General features: G+C 45.7%; 26 protein-coding genes and 1 pseudogene. 4 read left to right on the top strand and 23 right to left on the bottom strand.

The features are described 5' to 3' along the window. Nucleotides 1-2,867 (bottom strand): annotated as a pseudogene (locus ACERC6_RS09780) (hypothetical protein); the annotation flags it as partial. Nucleotides 2,868-3,254: 387 nt separating this feature from the next. On the opposite strand from ACERC6_RS09780, the gene ACERC6_RS09775 reads away from it, so the two are divergent. Continuing rightward, nucleotides 3,255-3,458: a hypothetical protein gene (locus ACERC6_RS09775; protein WP_373627196.1), complete on the top strand. Its 204-nt coding sequence runs from the start codon at nt 3,255-3,257 to the stop codon at nt 3,456-3,458. A gap of 32 nt (nt 3,459-3,490) precedes the next feature. Here the strand turns inward: ACERC6_RS09775 and ACERC6_RS09770 are convergent, their stop codons facing one another. From ACERC6_RS09770 to ACERC6_RS09665, 22 genes are all read right to left on the bottom strand, one after another. After that, nucleotides 3,491-4,093 (bottom strand): hypothetical protein, encoded by a 603-nt coding sequence (locus ACERC6_RS09770; RefSeq protein WP_373627195.1) that lies wholly within the window; start codon nt 4,091-4,093, stop codon nt 3,491-3,493. Between the two features lie 86 nt (nt 4,094-4,179). Next, nucleotides 4,180-4,503: a DUF4035 domain-containing protein gene (locus tag ACERC6_RS09765; RefSeq protein ID WP_373627194.1), complete on the bottom strand. Its 324-nt coding sequence runs from the start codon at nt 4,501-4,503 to the stop codon at nt 4,180-4,182. 8 nt (nt 4,504-4,511) lie between these two features. After that, entirely contained in the window at nt 4,512-4,859 is a 348-nt protein-coding gene (locus ACERC6_RS09760) for a hypothetical protein (RefSeq protein ID WP_373627192.1), read from the bottom strand. 9 nt (nt 4,860-4,868) lie between these two features. Continuing rightward, a complete protein-coding gene (locus tag ACERC6_RS09755; RefSeq protein WP_373627191.1) occupies nt 4,869-5,315 on the bottom strand; it encodes a hypothetical protein in 447 nt (148 codons plus the stop codon). Between the two features lie 21 nt (nt 5,316-5,336). After that, the gene (locus ACERC6_RS09750) at nt 5,337-5,702 is read right to left on the bottom strand and encodes a DUF3168 domain-containing protein (RefSeq protein ID WP_373627189.1); all 366 of its coding nucleotides are present in this window, start codon (nt 5,700-5,702) and stop codon (nt 5,337-5,339) included. After that, nucleotides 5,695-6,195: an HK97-gp10 family putative phage morphogenesis protein gene (locus ACERC6_RS09745; RefSeq protein ID WP_373627188.1), complete on the bottom strand. Its 501-nt coding sequence runs from the start codon at nt 6,193-6,195 to the stop codon at nt 5,695-5,697. The genes ACERC6_RS09750 and ACERC6_RS09745 overlap by 8 nt, the downstream gene beginning before the upstream one ends. Further along, nucleotides 6,192-6,512, bottom strand: coding sequence for a phage head closure protein (locus tag ACERC6_RS09740; RefSeq protein WP_046696322.1), 321 nt, complete (start codon nt 6,510-6,512; stop codon nt 6,192-6,194). Before ACERC6_RS09740 ends, ACERC6_RS09745 begins: the two co-directional genes overlap by 4 nt. 8 nt (nt 6,513-6,520) lie before the next feature. Continuing rightward, the gene (locus ACERC6_RS09735; protein WP_373627187.1) at nt 6,521-6,808 is read right to left on the bottom strand and encodes a head-tail connector protein; all 288 of its coding nucleotides are present in this window, start codon (nt 6,806-6,808) and stop codon (nt 6,521-6,523) included. Continuing rightward, a complete protein-coding gene (locus ACERC6_RS09730; protein ID WP_373627186.1) occupies nt 6,808-8,121 on the bottom strand; it encodes a phage portal protein in 1,314 nt (437 codons plus the stop codon). The genes ACERC6_RS09735 and ACERC6_RS09730 overlap by 1 nt, the downstream gene beginning before the upstream one ends. Then, nucleotides 8,121-8,297, bottom strand: coding sequence for a hypothetical protein (locus ACERC6_RS09725; RefSeq protein ID WP_196296429.1), 177 nt, complete (start codon nt 8,295-8,297; stop codon nt 8,121-8,123). Before ACERC6_RS09725 ends, ACERC6_RS09730 begins: the two co-directional genes overlap by 1 nt. A 95-nt stretch (nt 8,298-8,392) precedes the next feature. Continuing rightward, nucleotides 8,393-9,733 (bottom strand): phage major capsid protein, encoded by a 1,341-nt coding sequence (locus ACERC6_RS09720; protein ID WP_373627185.1) that lies wholly within the window; start codon nt 9,731-9,733, stop codon nt 8,393-8,395. Next, nucleotides 9,730-10,359 carry an HK97 family phage prohead protease gene (locus tag ACERC6_RS09715; protein WP_373627184.1) on the bottom strand — a complete coding sequence of 210 codons (630 nt, stop codon included), beginning with the start codon at nt 10,357-10,359 and terminating at the stop codon, nt 9,730-9,732. Before ACERC6_RS09715 ends, ACERC6_RS09720 begins: the two co-directional genes overlap by 4 nt. A 47-nt stretch (nt 10,360-10,406) precedes the next feature. After that, a complete protein-coding gene (locus tag ACERC6_RS09710; RefSeq protein ID WP_373627183.1) occupies nt 10,407-11,240 on the bottom strand; it encodes a DNA adenine methylase in 834 nt (277 codons plus the stop codon). Then, nucleotides 11,143-11,400, bottom strand: coding sequence for a Com family DNA-binding transcriptional regulator (locus ACERC6_RS09705; RefSeq protein WP_373627182.1), 258 nt, complete (start codon nt 11,398-11,400; stop codon nt 11,143-11,145). Before ACERC6_RS09705 ends, ACERC6_RS09710 begins: the two co-directional genes overlap by 98 nt. Nucleotides 11,401-11,447: 47 nt before the next feature. Then, nucleotides 11,448-11,576 carry a hypothetical protein gene (locus tag ACERC6_RS09700; protein ID WP_373627181.1) on the bottom strand — a complete coding sequence of 43 codons (129 nt, stop codon included), beginning with the start codon at nt 11,574-11,576 and terminating at the stop codon, nt 11,448-11,450. Beyond that, the gene (locus ACERC6_RS09695) at nt 11,573-13,327 is read right to left on the bottom strand and encodes a terminase large subunit (protein ID WP_373627180.1); all 1,755 of its coding nucleotides are present in this window, start codon (nt 13,325-13,327) and stop codon (nt 11,573-11,575) included. Before ACERC6_RS09695 ends, ACERC6_RS09700 begins: the two co-directional genes overlap by 4 nt. 1 nt (nt 13,328) lies before the next feature. After that, nucleotides 13,329-13,760 (bottom strand): hypothetical protein, encoded by a 432-nt coding sequence (locus ACERC6_RS09690; protein WP_373627178.1) that lies wholly within the window; start codon nt 13,758-13,760, stop codon nt 13,329-13,331. 113 nt (nt 13,761-13,873) lie between these two features. Next, on the bottom strand, nt 13,874-14,179 hold the full coding sequence (locus ACERC6_RS09685) for an HNH endonuclease (protein ID WP_373627177.1): 306 nt from the start codon (nt 14,177-14,179) through the stop codon (nt 13,874-13,876). Nucleotides 14,180-14,181: 2 nt separating this feature from the next. Continuing rightward, entirely contained in the window at nt 14,182-14,334 is a 153-nt protein-coding gene (locus ACERC6_RS09680; protein ID WP_155399987.1) for a hypothetical protein, read from the bottom strand. A 203-nt stretch (nt 14,335-14,537) separates the two neighbouring features. Further along, on the bottom strand, nt 14,538-14,963 hold the full coding sequence (locus tag ACERC6_RS09675; protein WP_373627176.1) for a hypothetical protein: 426 nt from the start codon (nt 14,961-14,963) through the stop codon (nt 14,538-14,540). 357 nt (nt 14,964-15,320) lie between these two features. Next, nucleotides 15,321-17,966 (bottom strand): DUF5906 domain-containing protein, encoded by a 2,646-nt coding sequence (locus tag ACERC6_RS09670; protein ID WP_373627175.1) that lies wholly within the window; start codon nt 17,964-17,966, stop codon nt 15,321-15,323. A 67-nt stretch (nt 17,967-18,033) separates the two neighbouring features. Beyond that, nucleotides 18,034-18,243, bottom strand: a complete 210-nt coding sequence (locus ACERC6_RS09665; protein WP_078274138.1) for a YdaS family helix-turn-helix protein — start codon at nt 18,241-18,243, stop codon at nt 18,034-18,036. A 199-nt stretch (nt 18,244-18,442) separates the two neighbouring features. Between ACERC6_RS09665 and ACERC6_RS09660 the strand changes: the two genes are divergently transcribed. The 3 genes from ACERC6_RS09660 to ACERC6_RS09650 all read left to right on the top strand — a co-directional run bounded on the left by ACERC6_RS09660 (nt 18,443) and on the right by ACERC6_RS09650 (nt 19,895). Continuing rightward, nucleotides 18,443-19,108 carry an XRE family transcriptional regulator gene (locus tag ACERC6_RS09660; protein ID WP_373627174.1) on the top strand — a complete coding sequence of 222 codons (666 nt, stop codon included), beginning with the start codon at nt 18,443-18,445 and terminating at the stop codon, nt 19,106-19,108. 242 nt (nt 19,109-19,350) lie between these two features. After that, entirely contained in the window at nt 19,351-19,548 is a 198-nt protein-coding gene (locus tag ACERC6_RS09655) for a hypothetical protein (protein ID WP_373627172.1), read from the top strand. Next, on the top strand, nt 19,545-19,895 hold the full coding sequence (locus tag ACERC6_RS09650; RefSeq protein WP_373627170.1) for a hypothetical protein: 351 nt from the start codon (nt 19,545-19,547) through the stop codon (nt 19,893-19,895). The genes ACERC6_RS09655 and ACERC6_RS09650 overlap by 4 nt, the downstream gene beginning before the upstream one ends. Nucleotides 19,896-19,975 lie beyond the last annotated feature (80 nt).

Below are 19,975 nucleotides of genomic sequence, written 5' to 3'. Positions count from 1 at the left end.
CGACCCTGCAAGCTGTTCAATTTATCATCTAAGGCTTTGGCGGTATGTTTAGGCAGTACTCGTTCGCCTTTTTCTAAGTTCCAAGTGCCTGATTTGGGGACGCTCATGATGCCGTCGTGGGCTTGTCCGACCAATGCGGTGGACTTGATGGCTTTAAGATGGGCGATAATCCCCATACCCTGTGTCATCGCTTGGGCAATCAGGGGGATATTCTGCGGAAACCCAATTTTTGATGCTTGAGCGATGTTTTGCCAAAGAGCGATACCAGCTTGGGCAATCGCCACGCCTTTACTCATGGCGAACATGGCTTTATAAGCCCTTGATTGCTCGCCAAATGCCGCCTTGCTACTCTCAGCGAGTGAGCCGAGCATGACTTGGGCGTATTGCATACGCACCATCTGTTTCATCTTTTCGGCTTCTTCGACCGTTGCTACTTCTGCATCGAGAAAGCCTTGGATGGTGTTCAAGCGTGTCTGATACTGATTTTGGATATTCTGTATATCAGCATAACCGCCAAGCTCTGCCAAAAAGTCTGCTTTTTGTTTTCCGACAGACTTTTGTAGCTGTTGCACTTGGTGGGCTTCAGCGTTGTATATTGCCGAGCCAAGCTCATCTTTTTGTGCTTGGTTTAGGTCGTCTCGGTTGGCAAGCTCACGGCGACGCTTGGCAAAGTCGGCACGAATGCGAGCAAGCTGGGTCTGATTGTGGCTGTTAATCTGATCAAGCTCATCTTGGTAGGCTTGCCTAAGCTTATCAATCGCCTTGATTTCAGCGTGCGTGATGGCATCAATCTTGGCTTTTCTTAGCTCTTCGTCAAGCTCAACCGTCAAGGTTACTTCACGGCGTTCAAGCTCGGCAGTGGCACGGATACGCTCTTCTTCGCTTTGTAGATGCTCCTTGGCGGCTTGGGCTTTTTTGTCTTTTTCAAGTTCAAGCCATGCCAGCTCGTTCTCGTAGCGTGCTTTTGCCATGTCCAGATACTTTTTCTCATCTTCGCCAAAGGCAGCGTCTTTGATTTTCTTTTCTTGCTCTTGGTAATCAAACAGCAGCTGGGTCTTTTTGTCAGAAAAAGACTTTTCGATGTTGTAGCGAGCATCAGCCTGCCGCTTGGCTTCTCGTTCTGCTTCTTCTTCGGCTCTTAGCAGGATTTTGGCGGCATCGGTTTCTGCTTCGCCAATATCAATCGCACTGACATTGGGGAAAAAGTTCTTGATGTGGTTTTTAAAAGCACCTGATTTTATGCTTTCGCCTTTTTCAATAATGCCGTTTTTGTTGGTATCCCAAACTCGGTTGAGTTCATATGCTTGAGTACCTTTTCGATACCCTGTGCCAATTACAGCATCATACACTTCGCCTAAGCTCGCTCCAGCTTTTAATCCTTTACCCTTAAAAAATTTTACAACATACTGCATTTGCTCCATAGCAGACAAAGCCCCAAACTGGGCTCGGCTCATGCCGTAGTAATCCCAATCTTTTGAGTTTTTGTGTGATGTACCATCTGCATCCTGCATAAACTGTATTAGACCAGTGGCAGATGATTTTGGGTTTTTGATACTGGTGCTAAATGTGCCGCTTGTTTCAAAGGAAATGACAGAAGCAAGATAATTTGGGTTGATACCCAACTGCTGTGCACCCCATAAAATCGCTTTTGCGGTATTTTGCGGGATAGGGCTGCCTTTGCTTTTTGATTGTTTCGATGTAGTCTTAGCAGCTTTTTCAGCAGCTTCACGGGCTTTTTTCTCTTCGGCACCTGTTTTGCCAAGTGCTGTTGTTGCCTTGTCAGCAGCGACAGTGATGTCAGTTAGGCGTTTAACTGTAGGGTTAACACCGTTATTACCTGCGTTCAAGATTCTGTCTAAGGCAGCATTGGTATTGTCTGCCGCCTTTTTCATATCATCCCATGTACCAGATAGAATTTCCCATGCTTGCAAGGGGTTGGCAATGGCGGCACCCAGACCACCAATAGCCATGCCAAGCAGCTGGATGACGCCAACAGCTCCACGACCTGTGCCGACAATCAGTTTTAGACTGCCTGCAAGGACTTCGCCTGCTTGAGCAGCACTTCTTTTTAAGCTGGCATCTTGCACCAATGACCCCGCCAAGTCAGACAGTACGGGCATGACAGCAACGGCGATTTGATTTTTTACCCCTTGATAAGACAAATCAAGGATCTGGGTGGCGGTGTTTAACTCTTGCGTGGCTCGGATGGTTTTTTCATCCATCACCGCCCCTGCATTCTCTGCCGCCTTGCCCCACAGGTCAAAGCCTGCTCCAGCATCAGCCAGCAGCGGTATCAGCAGACTGGCTTCATCGGCGATGGATTCCATATAAAAAATCATCTCGCTTTGTGAGATGTTGGCTTTTTCTAGGGCGTCATACACCGCTTGTAGGGCATCTGGACCTGACAGCTGTCGCAGCTCTTTGGCGGTGATGCCCACTTTGGGGGCGATATTTTCAAAAAAGTCGGCAAGTTCGCCACCGCCTGTACTCAAAAAATCGCCTACTTTGTCTTGTGTGTCCTTAAAAATATCACCGAGCTTGTCTTGCTCGATGCCCATCGCTTTGGCTGCGACGATGTATTTTTGGATGTGGGTGGCGGATGTGCCTGCGATGGTTGCGGTTTTGGAGAGGGCAGACGCAAGCTCCATTTGGTCTTTGACCAGCACGCCAATGGTCGCACTGGCAGCGGCAAATGCCGCAGTAGCGATGGCAAAACCTGCCTTGACCTGCTTGCCCATGTCCAAAGCGTCTGCCTTGATGTCGCCAAAGGTCTTGCCAGCGGTGGCACGAGCATTACCCATGGATGTCTCAAAACTGGCGGTATCAGCGGTTAATAAAATGCTGGCTTTGCCGATTTGGTTGGACATGATTTTCTCCAATAAAAAAGCCGCTCATCATGCGATAAGCGGCTTAAAGATGAATAAATAAGCAATAAAAAAAGCAAGTATTTATCAAAAATACTTGCTTTTTAAGTAGGTTTAACCTATAATATAAACATCAAGGCAAGGGGTAGGAGCCTTGCCTTGTAGGTTGTGAGTCTGCTACCTTGCAAATGCAGCTCTCCACCAATGTAAGGAGAATACGATGAAAGCCTTTCAAATCATCATCGTAGCGGTCTTTATCTTGTACAGCTTACCAGCTTACTAAGATAAACGCCTAAGTCAAAACCCATAAGGATTTGATATGGCGGAGCGGCAGGAAACACCGCTCACCCCTTACACTTTTTATCATAGCACATTTTAAGGATTTGTCAAATGCCAAAACTGACCGACAACCCAAAATCACGCACCCAAATCCAAGCCGACTCTGATGCCAAGCGTGGCATCAAGCTAAAAGCCTTTAAACTGCATACTGACGACATTGATTTTATCGTACAATCTGCCAAAGAGCTGAGGTTAAATCAAAATGAGCTTTTAATGAATGCCATTCGTGATTATGTCAAAAAAGCACAATCTTGATTGGATTGTGCTTGATAAAGAATGATTGTAAGTTAGTGTTGCCAGTCTAAGCCTGCGATATTAAACTCAAACTGCTCTTTGCCATGATTGAAGAATGGAGCTTCAATAATGACGCTTTTTGAGCTTTTCAGCTTCTTAATGAATGCTTTGGGGTTATCAAAGAATAGCACATCATTCAAGCCGTTATCTGCATTGGACATTCTGTATGTCTCAATAGCACCATCATCAAATTTAACAGCGATGCTGCAGCCATCATAATTGCAATCAAACTGACCGCTGACAATTCTTAGCATGGCATCAGTGCCGCTTTGGTTGTGGCGTAGGTTGATGGCTGCTTGCGACTTACCATAAGGAAATGAAAAGTCTGCTGCATTCGTAGATAGTGTATGGGCAAAATGTACTTTCGTCCCACGCATCTTGTCTTCTTCTTGCTGATAATCCCAATTTGACGCACTGGCAGGCTCTGCCGCTGCTGTGGCTGTGTTGGTAGCTTGTGCGTCTTGTGTATCTTGTGTGGTTGGGGATTCAGTCTGTCCATCGGCTCTTTGTTCGCCTTTTTCCTTACTGTCAGAGCAACTATTGGCAAATACAACAAGCATAAAAAGAGCAATAGCGATATAAACCAGTTTTTTCATGATATTGTCTCAATCAAAATTGCACTGGTTATAATATACACCAAAAGCAACAATCAGGCAATTAAAATCAAACAAAACAGCTAAAATCAGCTGTTTTGTTTGGCAAGATGAGCAAAATAATCTTTCATCGCTTGCACATTGGCTTGTCGCTCTTGTGCTTGCTTTTGACGCTCTTGCTCGGCTCGCTCTTTATCAGACAAAGGATTTGGGTCATACAGAATGAAATCGTCAAGCGATGATTGTGGGTCGCCTGATTGCACATACGCCAAAAGGGCGGTCTGCACATCGCTGCGATAACTGCCGATGGGGTCGAGCTGGTCGTAAGCCAGCCATTCGTTCAGCTCATCTTCTGACAGCTCTGCCATCAGTCTGCCAACCGTCATGCCCAAGTGTCCCGCCAATCGAAACAAAAACCGCCTTACTGGGGCGGCTCTGAGTTTTTTTCGGCTTGCTCAATCGTCAGCATCGTCTGGCTGTTGAATGCTGCTACAGCACTGGTCAGCACATCTTCAGGCAGCTCTGACAGCTTGTCAATGTCTGTATTATCAAAGATAAGCTCGCCTTTGGCATCACACATGATGAGCGTAAAGGCGGTGGCATTGCGTTTGCCATTGTCGGCAGATGTGATGGCATCGGCGTAATGTTCTCGCTCTGCCATCGTAAATCGCTTGATGTAGGCTTTTTCGCCTGTTACTGGGCAGGTGTAGGGGATGGGTTTTGGTTTGTGCTTGTCGGTTAAGCCAAGCAGTTTAGATTTAAAGCTCATGTTTTACTCCTATGCTTCTATGGGTGTGCCATCGGCGGTAATCGCCACAGGTTTATCAGTCATGGATAGGGTGCATTCCATCCGCATTTTTTTGGCTTTGTCCAAAGATGGCGTCATGTCGGTAATGCGACCTTTGAACTGCTGATTGAGTGATGGAGCATCTACAAAGCGAAATTGCCAAGTTAGCTCGGTATTGTCATCGTAAGCCTTTTTTAAAGCGGTGTGATCAGCATTACCTTCGATGTGGGCATAGCTGAATTTAATTTCACTACCTTCATAAAAATTGACAGGTTCTTCGATTTTGACATGGCTGTCGGTTGGTGTGATGTCATCGACGGTCTTTTTCTTGGGTGGTGGGTCAGCATTTTGTAGTTTTGGAACTTTTTTAAATACCTTGCCATCGGTGGAGTAGTGCAGCTGATAAAAGCTGTCGGCAGATGAGTTGTTGTCGCTCATGGCGGTCTCCTATTAGGTGGCTTATGCCACAGTGGTTGAAAATTGAAAATCCATGCTATAACGAGCAAATTTGGTTTCTGGGTCGTATAGCCTTTGACGGCTAATGAACTCACAGTGCTTAATGCTTGATAGCATGACGGCGATAACTTGGTTTGATAATTTTCGGCACTCTAAATGTGTTTTATGATATACATCGACTTGCACACGCACATACTCAACGCCTAAGAACTCATCAAGTACATTATCTGCTATCGCATCTATCTCACGATAGACGATGTAGGGCGGGGCGATGAGCTTACCTGTAGGCTGCTCTGGCACATAGTCCACATAGGCACGCTTGTCCACAAGGGTGGATAAGATAGGATACATCAAGGCATAACTATCCATCGTCTGCACTCTCCAATAATGATTGTTGTTTGGCGATGTTTTGGGCGAGCTTAAAAGAAAATCTTTGAAATGCCTGCATCACATTAGCATCAAAAGCAGGGCGAAAAAACGGATAGGCAGGCTGTTTGACTGTGCCATACTCAATGAATGGCCAGTAGTTCGGATATAGCTTTTGTTTTTTGTCTTTGCCAACATGAATGGCGATGCCAGCATTGACGCCCAATTTTCTAAGCTCTGATTTTTTGAGCCGTCTGCGTTTGATGGCATTACGAACCAGCCCAGGCTTGACTTCGACATACTTTTTTGAAAATCTGCCATAGTTCATCTTGTGGGCTTTTTCGGCGATGATGGCTCGGCGTTTGGCATCTTTCATCATCGGCGTGGCGGCATAAGACAAGGCGCTATATAAGGCTTTTTTTGCAATTCTGTCTTCAAAGGCTGCCAATGCTTCATCCAGCTCTTTTAGTCCATCAATCTTAACTTCGATTTTCATACGGTTTCTAGCATGAGTGTTAAGTATTCTCTGCCACCCCTTGGGTCGGGCAGGGGGTCGCCTGTAATGGCATAGTGCTGGTCTTGATGTACCAGACGCATACCGCTGGTGATGCCTACTTGATGGCGTATCGTACAGCGTGCCACCATGCGGCTACCTGTGCCTTGTGCAGCGATGACATCTTTGACTGATAGTGGTGTAAAAGCTGCCCATACTTTCTTTGTTGGTAGCCATTCGGTGATATGCTCGCCCAGCTCGTTAATTGTAGATTGCTGAGTAAGCAGTGTTACTCTATGCCTTAACTGACTTGCATTCATAATCTCCCCTAAAAAATGGGCATACGATACGGACTTAAAATTTGCCGTACAGGAGCGGGCAAAAAGTTGCCAAACTCCGCTCCGTTCTCGCTGTTTCTATTGTCATCAAGATAACCAACCATTAACAGGGTAGCAGTTTTTAGGCTGGGTAGCATCTTGTCCGTGATTTCGTCTGTGATGTAGTTTTTAACGGCATTTTCGGCACTTTGCAGAAAAATTGTCAAAATCTCATCGCTGTCATCATCGTCGTATCGCAGATGGTGCTTGACTTCATCAAGCGTGGCAAATTGGCTCATCACTTATCTCCTGTATCCAGCACGCCACGAATGCGTAAACGGGGCTTGACCGTTTTTTGTGGTTCGGTAGGCTCGGCTTTGGGTGCATGGCCAAAAGGATTGTCGCTGTTGTCTCGTTTGGCGAGTGCCGACAAGCTGTAATTTTGCTGTTGCATCAGCGGACTTTCCCCACCGACCACAGGCGGTAAACCCAGTGTTGCCCTTGCTTCGTTTGGGCTAAAAATACCGCTCATCGTACCTTCTTTAAGGTAGGCGATTTGGCTGGTGCTGTCCATGCGGATAAGTGGGCTTAAATCCGCCTCACATTCCACGCCTTTTTCAAGGTCAAGATGTTCATCAAGCAAGTTTTCAATCGCCTCAATGTAGTGCTGCAAGCAATCTGAGTAGTAGATTTCGTTCAAATCCGAGACTTTCTGACCTGCCTTTGCCTCACCCATGCCGACTTTAAACGCTGGCACATGAAACACCGAGCAGACCGTTTCGCTGCTCATTTTTAGCTGTTCTAGGGCTTGGCTGTCTGACGCACTCATGGCAATCGGTTCATATTTTGCCCCACTTCCAAGCACGGCAATACCGCCACGATTAACGCCTGTGTAGCTTTTCTGCCAGTCTGATTTGACTTTATCCGCCTTTTCTTGGTTGATGTCGCTCGGTACGGACAAAATCCCGCTTGGGCGAGAATTATTGCCAAACAGCGTGCGAGATTGGTTTTGAATGGAAAGCCCAAGCCCTACGCTCATCGCACAAGCGGTTAGGGGCGATAAGCCGACAAGTGGGTGGTATAGGCAGTTGTAGCGATCGTGAATGATTTCGGACGCTGGTACGGTGGTATCAGTTAATCCGTACAGTTTATCGGTGCTGATTTGATAAAACACTTCGCCAGTGTCCGAAACAAGCACCTTGACACGGTCGGGGTTTAGGACATAAAGTTGCCACACTTCGCCAAAAATATCCCGCTGTTTTAAAATGTAGGCATTGCCACGCAGTAGCTTGGAGCTGACCCAGTTTTCGATGAATTGCTGCCAAGTTTGGTGCTTGTTTGGACGGTGCAGGATTGCTTGGCTGCGTGATTTGGCAGGCAAAAGCACGCCGTCTTGTACCGACTTTGTGCGAATGCGTAATTTGCCAATGTCAGCACTAATCAAGCTCACACACGCAAACACCGCATGAAAGCTGGTTAAATCGGTGCGTTTTAACTCATCGTTTTTTTGCCACGCCCCTGTGTAGGGTTCATTGATGATGGGTAGCCAGTAGTTACTGCCAGTTGATACAGGGGCGAGCGATTTTTTACGGAATAAATCAAAAAAGCCCATTAGGAAAGTTCCAATTCTGCGGTTTTGTCGGTTTTTGCTTTGGTTCGCTTAGGCTTTTTGTCTGTCAAGGCTTCGGCAATACCAAGCGTGATCAGCACTTTAGCTTGGTCATCTGGAACATCAGCCGTTTCGCCTGTCGCCCCAAGCGGTGCGTCTTTTAAGTATTTGATTTGCATTTTTAACCCCGTAATCTGCTGTTTTTGTTGTGAATAAGCCCTTTATCCACAACAAAAACAGCCCATTGTTGGACTGTTTTTTGGTGGTTTTTGGTTTAATACTTGATATAGCCGACCGCCTTGGCATGGCGTTTTTTCCAGCGGATAAAGCGTTCGGCACGGATTGCGGTAAGGTTGTTTTGGAACAGATTCACCAAGTTTGGCGTGCGGTCATCGCCCATGTTGATGGTCGCTTCGTTCGACACCGAGAAATCCACACCGCCATCATCGGCAAGCAGGATTTGGCCTGGCACGATTAGGACAATCTTATCGGCAAGCTGACCACTCGTTACCACTGGCAAGCCTTTTAATGAGCGATTACCCACAAGGCTCATGCCTTCAAAGTAAGTGCGACCCAAGGCATCACGCATACCAGACAGCTGCATCGCACGAGTTTCGCTCATTGCCCAGTACGCACCTTCAAGCGTTAAGCCGCTATCGACGATTTGAGCGATTAGGGTTTGCAAATCAGCATCCACCTTGTCGCTCGTCGTACCTGTCGCTGTGATGGCAGACACGCCATTGAGCACAGACGCAGGGGATTCTGCAGTCTCTGCTTTCTCAGGGTCAAAAAACTGCTGATCAATAAACTGAGCCACTGTCTGCACCAAATCATCACGCACCATTTGGTCGGCTTTTGGATTGCTAAATCGGATCATCTCATCCGACAGTAGTACAATCCCAGCAAGCTTGGCAAATCCTAGGGTCATTGAGCCAAATTCAGGATTACCCACAGGCTTCATCTTACCTTCGCCAACCCAGCCGACACTACCGCTGGCGGTCTGTGTTGGGATTTTTACATTGAATGGGACTTGTCGCATTTGGGCGGCGATTTTGTCTACCACGGTTTTTTGACGGACAAGCTCAATAAATTCTCCTGTCAAATTGGCATAATCTACAAGCTCTTTACCAAAATTAGTCTCGGTGGTTGTGCCGATGACTGCCTTTTGGGTGGCGGCGTTGATGACGCTTTCGGGTGCGTTCCAGCCTTGCAGCACTTCACGAGTGGTAATGCCGCCTTTGGACTTGGTGGCGATCGCACTTGCCTTGACTAGCAGGGCAAAGCCTGTGCCTTTTGGCAAATTAGATTCTACTTTCACGCTTTTGGTCTCTTTGGGGATAGGCTCGCCAGTCGCACTTGCCACTGCTTGTTCTGGATTTTCACCAACAATCTCGGTAGGATTTGGGGCGGTTTCTACTGATTTAATCAGTTTTTGTAAGCGTTCGGCGTTCTTTTCTAAGCGATCGATGTCGGTTTCTAATGCCTTGATGGTGGCTTCATCATCATCGCTTGGGGTGTGTCCGCTTGCGACTGATTTTGTCATAATCTCGCCAATTTGAGCGTGTTTGGCTTTGATGGTGGCGTTAATTTGTGCCAGTTGTACTTGGTAATTCATAAAAGTTTCACTCCGTTTGTGGGTAAAATTAAAGCAACCGCACCATTACTGGGGGTTGCTTTTTTGATTGTGGTTTGGGTTGGTGGTGGTTTTGGTAATTCTGTTAAGCGGTTTATCGGTGGATTTGGCGTGGGTAGGGGCGGCAAGCCAAACGCCTCTTTAATTTGTTTAACGCTAGTAATAACCGCATCGGCATTAGCAGGGATAGTTACAACGGATAATTCGTACCATTCCCATTCTTTGATATGCAGCCCCCACGAGCTTTCCAAATAATTGTATTCTTTGATTTTAAAGCCAACGGACAAGCATTTAACCAGTCCGCTTTTGATAGATTGCCACGCTTCATCAATACGGTCTTTTAATTTGCCGTCATCTGCGATTTTGGCAATTTTGGCGACAATTTCAATGCCTTTGTCGGTAATGGTTGCCTGTATCACTTCGCCAATGGGTTGATTGTGATTGTGCTGCCACAGTAGCGGGATTGGTAAGGCAAATTTTGCCCCTGTCGGCTCTAAAATGTCATCATCTCGGTCGGTGCTGGGTGTCGTGGCAATACCTGTGATGAGGCGTTCATCGTCCGTGTCGGTTACCGATTTGATTTGTAGGGTTGAGTAGGCTTTGGTCATTATCATTCCTAAAAAATAAAACCCCTATTGGCAGGGGCTTGGTCTCACTAAAACCGATAAAGCATATTGTCTTCATATTCGGCGTTATAATTGATGTGGCTATTTACGCTCACTTTTTCAAAGTCGCCAATGCGTTGCCACATTGCAGGTTCGCAGTCTTTGAGATAGTCCATATAATCCAACAGCTCACTTCTTGTACTGCTAAAAAACAGATACGGCGGACGCACCAGTTTCATTAACCGCAAAAACTTTGTCATGCCAAAATACCCCGTCATCGCATACGCTTTTTGCTCGGTGCAAATATAGGGCGGATCAAGCAATAACAAGGTGTTTGTCGTATTGGCATATTTGGGTATCAAAGTCTCAAAACTTTCATGCGTAATAATTAGCCCGTCCAAGTAGCCGTCCGCATTGTCATAATCGCTGGTACGGACGGTGTTATACATTTGGTGGCTGGCAAGCTCGCTGATGTGATTAATTTGCTTGCCACTAAATAACAACCAAGTGCTGACACTTCTAGCGTCCACATAACCATCAAAGTCGTCAATCGCCTGTAAAATTCGCTCTTTTAACTCGTCTGATATGCGTTTTTGGCGTGGCACATCTTGTGTCATTTCAAACAAAATGTCACGCAGACGGTTAATATCATCAATGTGGGTCAGCCGTTTTGTATAGCCGTCAAAGTCGTTATAAATAACGGTGGCTTTGGGCTTGTAGGCTTTGGCATTGTTGGCAAGTGGTCCACTACCGCCAAACACATCAATAATCGCCCAATTTTCGCCGTCATTTGGGATTTTGTCCAAAATCTTGCGAAATTCCTTTAAAAACATTCGTTTTTGGCCCACGAATGGCAGGGGTGCTTTTTGGTATGCTTTGGTCATCAAGATTACCTGTGCTTGAGTCTCTTTGGACTTCTGGCAAGGCGTTCTCGACGCTCAAAACATTAAACGCTTTACAGCGTGGACATTTGATTTCTAAATCATTAAAGTTTCCAATTTTGGCTAATAATCGCCCACAGGAGCGACAATTTACTTGTTTCATGGCTCAACCTATCGCAATTTTGTTAAAAATGTGATACCCTTGCCACGCTATGTACATAGTAGCAGGGTTTCGCTTGCGACAAGCTCGGTTTGTCGTAGGGGTGGCGGACTGTTACAGCAGTCCGTCATCGCCCTGTTTTTATCTGCCCACTCTATGAGTGGGTTTGTTTTTGTCAAAAATAAACCCCAATATCATCAGCACTCTTTGGCGGAGCAGGGTTTTGACTCATCAGTGCCACGGCGTTCAGCATCGCAATCACTGGGTCAATCTTACCGTTACCGCTTTCAGATTTGCTCATTGCCACGCTTGTGCCTGACAGCTTGACTCGGGCATTGCCCACGCACCACGCCATGATTGGCTGGTTTGCATGGGTTAGGTCGCCACTGGCGATTTTGCGTTCGCATACTTTTTGATAACCGCCCAATCGCCAACCTTGCGACACACCTGTGATGTGCGTGTCTTTGGGAATACCGATGGATTCTAGGGCGATGAAAATGTCGTCCGCCCCAGCGGGGTCAAGCCCAATCTTGTCAAGTTTGCCACTGTCATAGATTTTTTTGGCGATATCGGCAAACTCAGCAACATCATCGCCGACATTTTGCACGATGACAAGGTCGCCATCAGCTTCAAAATCTCGGTATCTTGGCTCGTCTTGTTTTCTACGCTCCAACGCAATCGGATGGCACCACGCCTTGACCCATACCCACCACTGCTTGACTTCGTGGCGGATATTATTGTCATCGGTGTAGATGTATTTTGGCGTGGGTAAGCGTCCGACCACTGCACAACCAAGCAAGTCATCAAGACCGCCGCCATCGCCGCCCATGGTAATCACTTCCGATTTTTCAATGAGTTCATCAAGCGTAAAATCTCGTCCTGTTTCTTCCCAAAACTCCGCCCCAGCCCAGCGGTTTGCACGGAGCGAAATGCCAATTTCCACATTAAGATGCTTTGCCAAAAAGTCTTGCAATTCGCTTTTGTTGGGTGATAGTTTAGCTTTTCTAAATTCACTTACTAAAAACCGTTCATTAACGCTTGCCCCTAGATTTGGGTTGGTAATATACCAGTTTTCTTGTTTTAGATGTTCTCCGTTTTCAAGCATTGATTTGGGGAACTCGTACAACACGCCCAAAAATTCATTATCCACAAACGGCTCATAACAACCTGTTTGTTCATTAAGAACAGGCGTTTTGTCACGCACCATTCTGGCGTAGTCCAGTTTTTCTTTCATCACTCCTGCGGGCATTTCGTTGCTCATTGTGGTTAAATAAATTACAAAGCCATCTGGACGACTTGCTAAACCACCTTTTGCCTCACGGAGCATGGAGGCTGCCCCCTCTCGCTTACCAAACACCCAAATCTCATCTACTAAAATATAGGTATATTTTGCTCCCGCTAGAGTATCATTCTCAGCAGCGACAACTTTTAGGGTGGATTTATTGCCAAGATGAGTAACGGTTTTAGTGTGTGCTGAAATGTTAAATATCCTAGAGAGTACGGGGTCGGCTCGTATCATTGCTTCCAATGGGCGAAAGCTATTGTCTGCCACCTCTTTTGTGGGAGCGATGATTGCCATTTCGCATTCTTTTCGCTCGTTTAGTACAAGGGCGGTAAGCATGATGCCTGCCGCCAAGGTGGATTTTGAATTTTTCTTGGAGATGAGTAAGAAAAACTCTTTAATCAACCTCTCTTTCTTTTGGCAATCAAATGCTCCAAACACCGCCCCAACAAAGTCGTACACCCAGTCTTTACTTACATCGCCAATCATGGGTGACTCATTGACATCAACGAGTCTTAATTTTTTAAAGAACTTTAAAGCAATTTCGGCGGCTTCAGGAAATAAGGGTTTGCACGGTATTAAGCTGTCTCCCTTGATGATTTTCTCTTCCCAGTCGGGAAGTGCGGTTGTCCAAGTAGGTGTTGTCATTTCAGTTAAATAATTTGCCTTGCATTTGCATTGTCAAAGAACCGTAATCGCCTATTGCAAGCTGTTCTGCAGTCTCTATTTTGCTTTCTTTTACGCCTTTTTCGCCCTTTTTCGCTTCTTCATAGGGCATTAGGGCGATAGCTGCTTTTAAGCGGTGGTCTGGATTATTTTCCACATTGTTAAATACACTTTCCAAATACTCACGAGGGCTTAGTTTCTCGGTTATGTCTGTGGGATTGTTTTCTTTTTTGGCGTAATACTCGGTTAATTCTTTAATGCGTTTTTTTATACTTTCATCGCCATCAAGGTTTCTTTTTTGGCGTTTGGCACTCTCCAAATTATCCACCTTGTAGCCCGCTTGCTCCATTGCATCCAGCCAGTCATAACCTTTTGCGATGCACTTAGCATAAGTTTCTATACATTTTTTCGCCATTACTAGCTCCTATTTATCGCAATATCCAATAAATATTCCCTTTTGGAAAAACGGAAAAATTTACCGAAGCGGAAATTTTTTTATACACGAGTGGGGGCGTGGTGTCCGTGAAATCAGCTTAAAAATTGTTGCACTCCCCCCACCTGACTTTCAGTCTGCGTCTTGGTTTTGTGGCAGGTGTGGCAAAGGATTTGTAGATTTGACCTATCATCTGTGCCGCCTTGGGCGACATTGACGATGTGGTCTAGCTCAAGCTGTCCGCCAACTCGTCCGCAAGCTTGGCAGGTGTAGTTATCCCGTGACAAAATCTCATCACGAAGTCGTCGCCATGCCCTGCCGCCACGACCTTTGCCCCAGTTTTTCTTTGGGGTGTGGGATTGGGCAGGTTTTAGGCGGGGTTGTAGGGTGGGGAGTTTCATTGTTACCACCACTTAACCGCATTGATAAAGCCAGTGCAAACAAACACCGTCAAGCACAAGATAATCCAGTTAATCAAGAAGCGAACTTTTGGCGAGTTTTCGTATTTTTCTAGCATTTTGACTACCCATTGACCGAAATCTATGTTAAAATTCATGTTAAGATTTATTCCTACTGCAATTAGGTTTAAATTAAAAACCCCTTGATATGTCCAGTATCAAGGGGTTTTGTTTTGCCAAATAAAAAGCTCTTGCAAGCGAATACCTGCAAGAGCTTTTGGGTTATTTTATTATGATGATGCCCGTTATCTATACCAAACGGCTATCATAGCAAAATGATACTAAAAAGTGTGCCATCTTGTCAATAGCCTGCTTGAAAGTTTTTGCCGAGCTGGGCTTGGACTTTGCCAGCGACGACTTTGGCGATGGCGGTGATTTGATTGATGATGTCATCGATGGCGGTGTCAAAGGGCAAACGATAATACTGACGGCGACTGACGCCAACGCAGCACGCTCGTTCTTTGACAGGAAAGATGCGCAGGGCGTTAGGCTTTTTGGGATAAGACAATTCGGTTAATGCTGCATGAATGACAGGCTGATGGTATTTGGTGGGTAGAGTTGTTAGATGTTCGGCAAACTCGGTGGCAAGCACAGCGATCAGATGTGTACGAGCGACATCGTCAAGATAAAAATAATACCGATAGCAGGCATCAGCAAAGGGGCTGACCTTGGCATAACTTTCGGCGGCGGCGATGAGTTGGGGTTTTGGGATTTTGTGGCTGAGCATGATTGTCCTTATATTTTGGTGTGATGGTTGATTATCCGATGCTGTGATGGGTTTTGTCAAATCATACGAACCCTTAACAAAACCCTTAACATCTGTAAGCCCTGATATTATTAGCTTGTAGATAGTGTGTGAAGGGTGTGAAGGGTGTGAAGGGTTTATTTGGTGTTATGAGAAAAAAATTTAAAATAAAATTTTGCCATTTAATAGAAATAAAAAAATTAGCCCTAACGGTTCACAGTTAGGGCTAAAAGCTAGATGTATTAAGGCTTTGATGATGTGATGGGTCGTGTGAAGGGTCTAATCAAACCCTTCACACCCTTCACAGTTTGAAAATTTTGGATTTATATCATACTGGTTTTAAGTTTTATTTTCCAGCATATATCTGCCGATTGCTTTCTTAAATGATAAGATAGCGTCTCCGTACCAGCTTTGGTCGGGCTTTTCATCGCCAAAATTGAGATAAATGACGGTGGATTGCTTATTGACCCTGCCAACGACTTTGCCGTTCTGCTCGATGTCGTAAGCATAGCGAACGATTCGCTTGTCTTCACGCAACCCCACAAAGGTTAAAAACTTGGTGGCGGATGTGCTACGCTCGCCATTTGCCTTGCACCAATGCACATAGTAGGCATACAGGTCTTGGGTCAGGCAGGTCTGATACGGTGCGTCTAGTAAGTGTTCTTTCCATGCCTTGTAGAATCGCTCCCAGCTGGACATGGAGAGTTCTTGTAGGCGTGTTTTGGCGGTGGTCTGTATTGCCTTAGTATGGGCGTTTTGCTTGCCCACATCTCTATACAGCAGATAAGTATAAAACGCACGGATCAGCAATTCATCATCGCCATCAAGCATTTTTTCTACCGATGTCTGAATGTCCGTGGGGATTTCGCTGGTGGGATATAGCACCACATGACGACGATCATTCTCATCAAGCGATAACGGCTGCATATCGTTCGACAAAAACACGGTATTGACAAAGTTATCTTGCGTCCAGCCGCTGACGAATTTTTTGTTGATATATACAGTGTCGCCTGTGATGAGCTGCTTAATCATGCCCATCTGACTGTATCGCTCTTTGCCTTGCAAAATCTCTTCAAATACGCAGAACAATTTACCTTCCACCCAGTCGTTGTACTGGCTGTCTAGCTGACCTTGACCGAGCGTGAGCTTGTACTGCTCATAAATGCGACGCATGATGCGGTCAAAAAACAGCGATTTGCCCGCTCCTTGAATGTGTCCATGTACAATCAGGGCGGTATCCATTTTGGTGCCTAGATTCTGCAAAGGGATAGCCAGCCAGTTTAGCACCCAGTCAAGGGCTTGTGTATCCGTGCCGCATAGATGCTTAACCAGTTCAATCACAGGCGAACACATACCATACAAAAACGCTTCGCCAAACTTTGATGGGTCAATGCCAAGCTCCATCGCAGTCAAGGGCTGAATAGTTAAATCCTTGAAGGTATTGATGTAATTTTCGCCATGTGGAGCAGTTTTGGTGCGAGTTGGGTCAAACCAGATGTTGTCCGACTCGACTTTTTGGCGGTGGACGGATTTTTGCCAGTCGTCAAATTCATTGGGAAATTCAAGGCGGAGCGTCTCGATGGGCTGTCTTTTACCCGTTTTAAAATTGAACACTTCTTTGGTGCCTTGGATATACCAATATTGCTCAAAAATACTGGCATAAGCGATGGCGGCTTGTGCGGATTTGTTGGTATTGACTTCTTGGCGAGTGATGACTTTTTGCTTGCCACTATAAAACCACGCATTCGCCAACTCACGACCAACCAAGCCCATAAAATGCGTTTTTGTCATTTCGGTGCATTGTTCGGGGTCGGTGGGGTGCTTATAATACACTTTGTTGGTCAGCTTACCCACTTCTTTGATCATGTAGAAGTGATCAGTGATGTCATCCAGCGTGTAGCCGTCCGTGGTGACAGGCCGTGGACGATTTAGGGCGTGAATCATCTGAGCCTTAACCACTTCCATGCCAAAATGAGCGTGCAGGTCGTTATAATCGGTAAGCTCGCCAGTCGTGGTGCGTTCATCATTGCCAAAGTCAGGGCTGATGACTTCGCCCTGTGCGATGTCTGCTGCTTGTTTGGCTGCCAAAATGCCTGTGTTTTTGTTTGTCTTAATCTCGGTCGCTTTGTCGTCATCAGCACAAAAGATGAGCCGATGATGTGGGTATATTGTGCGTACAATAGACGCACATTTTACCATATTATCAGCGTTAAACGAGATGATAACAGGGTGTTTGCCAGCGATGCTCTCATAAATACTTGCACCTGTGGCATAGCCTTCACAGACAAAAATCGTATCGCTTGCCAGTACATCGCCCAGCGTGCAGAACGCACCACCGACCAGACCGCCTTTAACAAAGAGTTTATTACCATCTTGGTCGATGGACTGGACATTACACAGCGTGATGTTGCCTGTATTTGTATTGTGAAAGTACAAAGGAATCAGCAGATTGCCCTTGTTGTCCACACGCAAGCCATGCGACTGTACGCCTTTTTTGGTCAGATAAGAGTGGCTATCACAAGGTGTGGCGGTGTGCCAGCGGTCTTGAGCGGTTTTGGCAGCGGTTTGTCGAGCTTGTTTTTTGGCTGCCTTTTCAGCCGATTCTCGCTCGGCTTGTGCCTTTGCCCATGCCTTACGGTCAGCTTCCGAAATGGGCTTACCGCCATCAATGCCAAGAATATCAGCGATGAGTGCGTGCGTGTCGTAAGCATCATGCCCTGTGTAGTCTCGCACGAGCGTATAACCGCTCCCAGCACCGCATTGATTACATATCCATGAGCCTGTGCCGTTTTTGTCATCACAGCGAAAGCGATCCGAGCCACCACATAGGGGGCAGGGCTGATGTTTTTTGTGATTGGAATGTAGCTTGATGCCCACCGCAGGAAAGATACGGCTGACATAGTAGCCGTTGGCTTGGGATTGGATATGGTCGAAGTTTAGGGGTGGGCGTGTGTTTTGCCCTTGTTTTTTGTCTTTGCTTGTCATATAATAATCTCGCTTGCTAGTTAAGCACTTTTAAGCCCATTGGTTGCCCCCAATGGGCTTTTTCTTTTTAGAGTTCGTAAAGGTCGGGTCTAAGCTCGTTGGGTGGCACGCCTGTCGCTTTACTGATTTTTAAGACATAGCTGGCACTGGCTCGTTTGTCACGAGTAAGCATGATGCCGATGTGTGTATAATGTTTGCACCCTATCAACTCGGCAAGTTGCTTACGACCGCCTGCAATCTTTACTGCCTTTTGGAGTGCTTCAAGAGGTGTTGTCATAAATAAGTACCTTTGTATTTAAATTTTCCCCATTTTAAAACTTTTGTATTCATAATTCAAGATATTTTTTAGTTAGATAATAATACAAATGTATTTTATACTATGAGCAAGGATAGGCGATTTATAATCGTTTTGTTGTTACAGACTTTACCCATTAACCCAATGACGGTATTAACCGTAAACATAAGGACTTAGCAATATGTCAAGACAAACATTCGGAGAGCGTGTCAGATATGTCCGTGAGCTTAGAGGTATGACACAGCAACAACTTGCTGATTTGGCAGGGTGTGGACAGGGGCAGATTAACGCCATAGAAAGTCGCAAAAGCATACAAAGCAAGTATGCCCGTGATATTGCATTGGCTCTGAATGTAAATCTTGACTGGCTTTTGAATGGCAATGGGGCGATGGAAGTGAGCGAGCAAGGTACAATCACAAAGGTTGCGGATTTTGATGCGTATTCGCAAAGGGAAGTTGTGCCAATCCGCCACTACAACCCCCAACATAGGAATAAACTCATGCTAGAAAAAACAACACTGGAGGTCTTGGGGGTCAATCCGCAGGACGCAAGGATTGGTGTTATTGTGGGGGATAGTATGTCGCCCATCATCAATGACAACAGTGAAATTGCCTTTGATGTTAGCAAGACACAGATTAAAAACGGCAAGATATACGCTTTGTTGGCGAATGATGTGCTGTATTGTGCCTACCTACAAAGCAAACCAACCCCACAAGGCGAGCAGGTGCGACTATTTTACGCCAACTCATCTTTGTACCCTGATGAGACGATGAGCAGCGAACAGTTTTTTGCCACCTACAAAATCCTTGGTCATGTCTTTTGGTGGTCAAGCACTCAAAGCTGGTAAAATCCACAACTCATCACTCCCTATCAAGACCGCATGAATGGTAATCCGTTCATGCGGTTTTTCATGCCTTTTATCCAAAAATAACAACACCTTAGAAAATTTTTTCGCAAATAACTACAAAATATCTTGCATNCAAAAATAACAACACCTTAGAAAATTTTTTCGCAAATAACTACAAAATATCTTGCATTTCTTAAATACAAATGTTTTAATATATCTGTATTTAAGAAATGGAGTCGTTTATGCTAAATATTGCCATCAAGCCCCAGCAGGTCGGCGAATTTATCCTAAAAACAGCGATGATTGGTCTTTTTGCCTTACTGTCATTGCGTGGGTGCGACATTGCCCTAAAAAAGCAAGCAGAAGTTGACTATCAAGAGTGCCTATCATGGCAAGCGGACGGTTATCCCGTCAAATGTGATGTGGAGAAGTACAGATGAGCAACCAGCAATCAGATAATGGCACAAATCTCATCATTGACGCACTGCTGGCTCGTATGAGTGAGCTTGACCGTTTTAGTGATGATGAGCGTGTTATTACAGAGCGAGCGTTATTGCCGCTAGATGTCGTGGTTAATGATAAAGGCGAATTTGGTTTTGTCATCGAAGCAACGGAATATGGTTATGACGACAATGGCAACAAGCGTTGGAGTGTGGATTTTGCAGGTGGCGTGCTTATGATTATGCACGGTGGTGAGAACGAGGCGGTGCGAACCATCTACAAGACCGAAGGAGTAAAGGCAAGAGCGTATCTTGTCAATTATTTTGGAGATAAAAAATGGCTTTAACCACAACCAAAATCCGCCGTGAGCTTGCCAAGATGGTGCTAAGTACCAGCCATGCTTGCACCGTGCGAAACGATGCCATC

The organism is Moraxella sp. E33BD (genome assembly GCF_041807865.1).
Taxonomy (GTDB): Bacteria; Pseudomonadota; Gammaproteobacteria; order Pseudomonadales; family Moraxellaceae; genus Moraxella; species Moraxella haemolytica.
The sequence above is the reverse complement of the archived record's forward strand: the minus strand, read 5'-3'. Positions and strand labels throughout refer to the sequence as shown.